Origin of the sequence: Fictibacillus sp. NRS-1165, assembly GCF_050468105.1 — a bacterium.
In the GTDB taxonomy this organism is placed as follows: Bacteria; Bacillota; Bacilli; order Bacillales; family Fictibacillaceae; genus Fictibacillus_C; species Fictibacillus_C terrinigri.
Map to the genome: position 1 here is coordinate 1 of NZ_JBDPNU010000117.1, position 3323 is coordinate 3323.

Below are 3323 nucleotides of genomic sequence, written 5' to 3' on the forward strand. Positions count from 1 at the left end.
CCGCATCAACTTTCCACTACGGCTAAGTGGATGGAGAGTCTGGCAGCCGACTGGGATCAACGATTGGAGTGGGTTAAGCGCATGGCGGAAGCGAGTAATGATCCAAATGACGCTAACCTATAAAATCTATAAAAAGGATGATTTAGCAATGAATACCGACGTAACCACGAAATTAAAAATTAAGAAGCCGGCAAATGATGTTTTTGAAGCAATCGTTAACCCTGAAGAAATGTCTAATTACTGGTTTTCTTCAGGAACCGAAAGAGTGGAACAGGGAAAAGCGATTACTTGGAGATATGATGAATACGATGCCGAAGGGGTAATCAAGGTACTGGAAGTCGAGCATAACAAGAAAATAGTGTTCTCATGGGGAGGATATGGTGAACAAACCGTTGTTACCATTAGGCTAAAAGACGAGCATGAGAGTACAATTATTGAAGTGAATGAATCTGGTTTGAAAGTGGATGATCCTGATATTATAGCTAAAATGTTAGGACAAAAAGAAGGGTGGGTATATACGTTAACTTGTTTAAAAGGGTATCTGGAAAATGGTATCAGCACTTTGAGAGCTTCTCTAATTCATTAGCATCTCTATCAATCACAGGCGTTTCCTCAACATGGGAAGCGCTTGTTTTTATTTTTTCCTCAATAGATCAACTAGTGTTCCTCAGAAGTGAAAAGGCGAATGAAACTCTCTGTTGATGGGAAAACTTTTATTAAGGTGTAGACAGAAACTAACAGTGAAAAGAGGCTATGGGACATGAAGAAGCACCAGGAAAAAAAGCCATCGGTCGCTCCAGGCATGAATGATGCAGAAGAATTAGACCAAGAGGCCACACAGGAAGACATTGAAAGCGGCAATTATACAGAAGTAACAACGATGTCTTGGGACGAAGTAGACCCAAGTGAGTAAAACGATATAGGGACCGATGGCAAAACCGAAATACATAAACTGAGCGGATTTCGGCATCAATGAAGCTAAAAGTTCCCTGAATACCGAAATTGAAAAAGAACGGTTAGGCCCCTTGTTCAAAGGGGTCTTTTCAAATTCATAACGCTTTCCGTTTCAGTATCAAGAAGAGCCATCAGAGCAAGACGGCACATAAAATTCATGTTTTCAACTGGCCATTGCGGGTAATAGGTTACTATGCAAAACCATTTATAAGGAGGTAGTTGTTATGGCACAAAACAAAAAGGGCACTCACAATGATCGAGACTCTTATTTTGAGGACCGGGCTGGAACCAATGAAGCCCATTTTCATGTAGTACCTCATGGGGAAGAGGGCTGGGCTGTAAAAAAAGAAGGTGTCGATGAACCGAAGTACACAGCCGATTCCAAGACGGAAGCGGTAAAAGAGGCTGACCGTTTGGCCGAAGAAGCAGGTACGATGGCGGTTATCCATAATGAACACGGACGGATCGAGGACCAGCATAATTTTGAATAAGATCAAAAAAGCGGCAAACTTTCGCCGTTTTTTTGTTGGATCCGTTTGCATGGTAGGTGCAAAAATTATTGTTCATCCATGTTATCTCCATTATCTCCATTTATATAAGGGTTGTCTGTCGTTGCGAAACGTACCGATTGAAGACTTGTTTCCGGGTCTAGACCAAATAATCCATCTACTGTTTGCTTATCATTTTTCTCTCCATTTGGAGAAAGGGACTGTGGGTTTTTTCTTTTCATCATGTTCCTCCATCCTATTATGTAGTACATATCATGCCCTGATTTTATGAAATCTTCGCCTAAATTACAGACAGTCATAAGAAACGCTGCAGTGGATTAAAGTCGCTGCTTGGAATAGAGCCGAACAAATACAAATTATTTGGCCACTTCAAAGACTAAATTTTAAATGTAGCAAAGAAGGAATTAGAGGAAAAAACCGATTTTCGTTTTGAGTATGAGGAGATAAAAGTCGGTCGAAAGGTATCCTCTATTAAGTTTAACATCTATAAAAACCATGCCAAACAAGGCGATCCACTTTTCGGGCGACTTAGAATTCGAAGCACAAATTCAATAATCCTTAGAAAGAATGGGAGTATCTAAACAGGTTATAAAATCGTTAATTAGTGATTACGGTTATGAACAAGTTGAAAGAAATCTTGAATTCAGTAAGAAGATCATTGAGAAACGAAAAATCGAGTGCAATTGGTTTTCTCGTTCAACCCATCAAAGATGACTATGCTAAAAATCAAACCAAGGAAGAGTCGGTGTTGCCAAGCTATTTAAGTAATCAGGAGAAAGAAGAAGAAATTAGAAAAGAAGGCGCGTTACAGCAACAAATCGACCTTCATCTTTCCAGAGTTCCTGGCCCAGTTGCGATTGAAGAACATCTCTTGCAAACAAGAGAGTTATTTAAGCAGATCTTCGAAGAGGGGAAGGATCCAGCACTCGAAGAGAAGCGGTTTAAAGAAGAGGCAATTCGCTGTTTTAGTGACATTATCCGTGAAAAGGAAAAGTTGCAGCTCCCTCAATTTAGAGAGGAAGATTTTAGAGATAGTGAAATTAAAAGGATATAACTCACTATTACATGTCAATGCATTACGCTGATTTAGTGATATTTAGGAAGCTAATAATGTAAAGATTAGAAGGGGGTCATTATAATATCAAATCATTGAAATGCATGATTACGAACGTACTACATGGTTTGAGAAATGGTCGCAAAAGTAAAACCGAAAATTGAATGTATATGTAGACCAATTACTGAGAACAGCCGATACGGCGAGGTACTCCGATCGAATGACCGTCTCCAAGAACCAGGGAAACGGAAGGTTTGAAAAGAGATGAAATTATTTCAGTAATAGCAAGCCTGGTTCAACGTCTCTCCAAAACGATCAAGACACATTGAATTTTGGGTCTTCCTCAAGGGCGACCAACTGCGGAATGATGTTTTCATACTTGGTTGCTTATTATTTGCAGGCAGGTTGAATAGTAAAAAAAGCTAAGCCCCTCACTAACAGTGAGAGGCTATAAACTGTTGTTACTAACGAAATAAAGTAAGGTCGATTGCTTCAGCCATCGCGTGATAACCTGCATCGTTTGGATGTAAATGATCCCCCGAATCATACTATTTTCGAAGTTTTTGAGGATGTTCTGGATCTTGCATAACTTTGTCAAAGTCAATGAAATCATCAAACACTCCACTTGTACGGATCCAATGGTTCACTTCTTGTCTTACGATCTCTAGAGGTAATTTCGCATGTCTTGTGGTTGCTCATCTCATCAATAATGAATAGAGAAAAAATTCCAAGAGATCGGCAAAAGCTAGAAGTGTACCTCCAGCCCTTCAGAGGTTCTAGTATGTAAAAAGGTAAAAAAGAAGAAG

Annotated in this window: 6 protein-coding genes; 5 read left to right on the forward strand and 1 reads right to left on the reverse strand. The window is 39.6% G+C overall.

All coding sequences use genetic code 11. The annotated features are described in order from the left end of the window. Window positions 1-148: 148 nt before the first annotated feature. The 3 genes from ABHN01_RS24815 (at window position 149) to ABHN01_RS24825 (ending at window position 1445) form a co-directional block, all read left to right on the forward strand. Window positions 149-586: an SRPBCC family protein gene (locus tag ABHN01_RS24815; protein WP_429877764.1), complete on the forward strand. Its 438-nt coding sequence runs from the start codon at window positions 149-151 to the stop codon at window positions 584-586. A 174-nt stretch (window positions 587-760) separates the two neighbouring features. Next, window positions 761-913 carry a hypothetical protein gene (locus ABHN01_RS24820; protein ID WP_290400498.1) on the forward strand — a complete coding sequence of 51 codons (153 nt, stop codon included), beginning with the start codon at window positions 761-763 and terminating at the stop codon, window positions 911-913. A 265-nt stretch (window positions 914-1178) separates the two neighbouring features. After that, entirely contained in the window at window positions 1179-1445 is a 267-nt protein-coding gene (locus tag ABHN01_RS24825; RefSeq protein ID WP_429877761.1) for a DUF2188 domain-containing protein, read from the forward strand. A 65-nt stretch (window positions 1446-1510) separates the two neighbouring features. Here ABHN01_RS24825 and ABHN01_RS24830 read toward each other — a convergent pair whose 3' ends face one another. Then, window positions 1511-1687, reverse strand: a complete 177-nt coding sequence (locus tag ABHN01_RS24830; RefSeq protein ID WP_429877762.1) for a hypothetical protein — start codon at window positions 1685-1687, stop codon at window positions 1511-1513. Window positions 1688-1843: 156 nt separating this feature from the next. On the opposite strand from ABHN01_RS24830, the gene ABHN01_RS24835 reads away from it, so the two are divergent. Both ABHN01_RS24835 and ABHN01_RS24840 read left to right on the forward strand, forming a co-directional pair. Next, a complete protein-coding gene (locus tag ABHN01_RS24835; RefSeq protein WP_429877765.1) occupies window positions 1844-2044 on the forward strand; it encodes a hypothetical protein in 201 nt (66 codons plus the stop codon). Between the two features lie 35 nt (window positions 2045-2079). After that, window positions 2080-2517: a hypothetical protein gene (locus tag ABHN01_RS24840; protein WP_429877763.1), complete on the forward strand. Its 438-nt coding sequence runs from the start codon at window positions 2080-2082 to the stop codon at window positions 2515-2517. Window positions 2518-3323: the final 806 nt, after the last annotated feature.

Excerpts from the sequence above, each read along its gene's own strand:
- ABHN01_RS24825 (WP_429877761.1), top strand. The coding sequence starts at position 1,179 with ATGGCACAAAACAAAAAGGGCACTCACAATGATCGAGACTCTTATTTT.
- ABHN01_RS24820 (WP_290400498.1), top strand. The coding sequence starts at position 761 with ATGAAGAAGCACCAGGAAAAAAAGCCATCGGTCGCTCCAGGCATGAAT.
- ABHN01_RS24830 (WP_429877762.1), bottom strand. The coding sequence starts at position 1,687 with ATGATGAAAAGAAAAAACCCACAGTCCCTTTCTCCAAATGGAGAGAAA.
- ABHN01_RS24815 (WP_429877764.1), top strand. The coding sequence starts at position 149 with ATGAATACCGACGTAACCACGAAATTAAAAATTAAGAAGCCGGCAAAT.
- ABHN01_RS24840 (WP_429877763.1), top strand. The coding sequence starts at position 2,080 with ATGAACAAGTTGAAAGAAATCTTGAATTCAGTAAGAAGATCATTGAGA.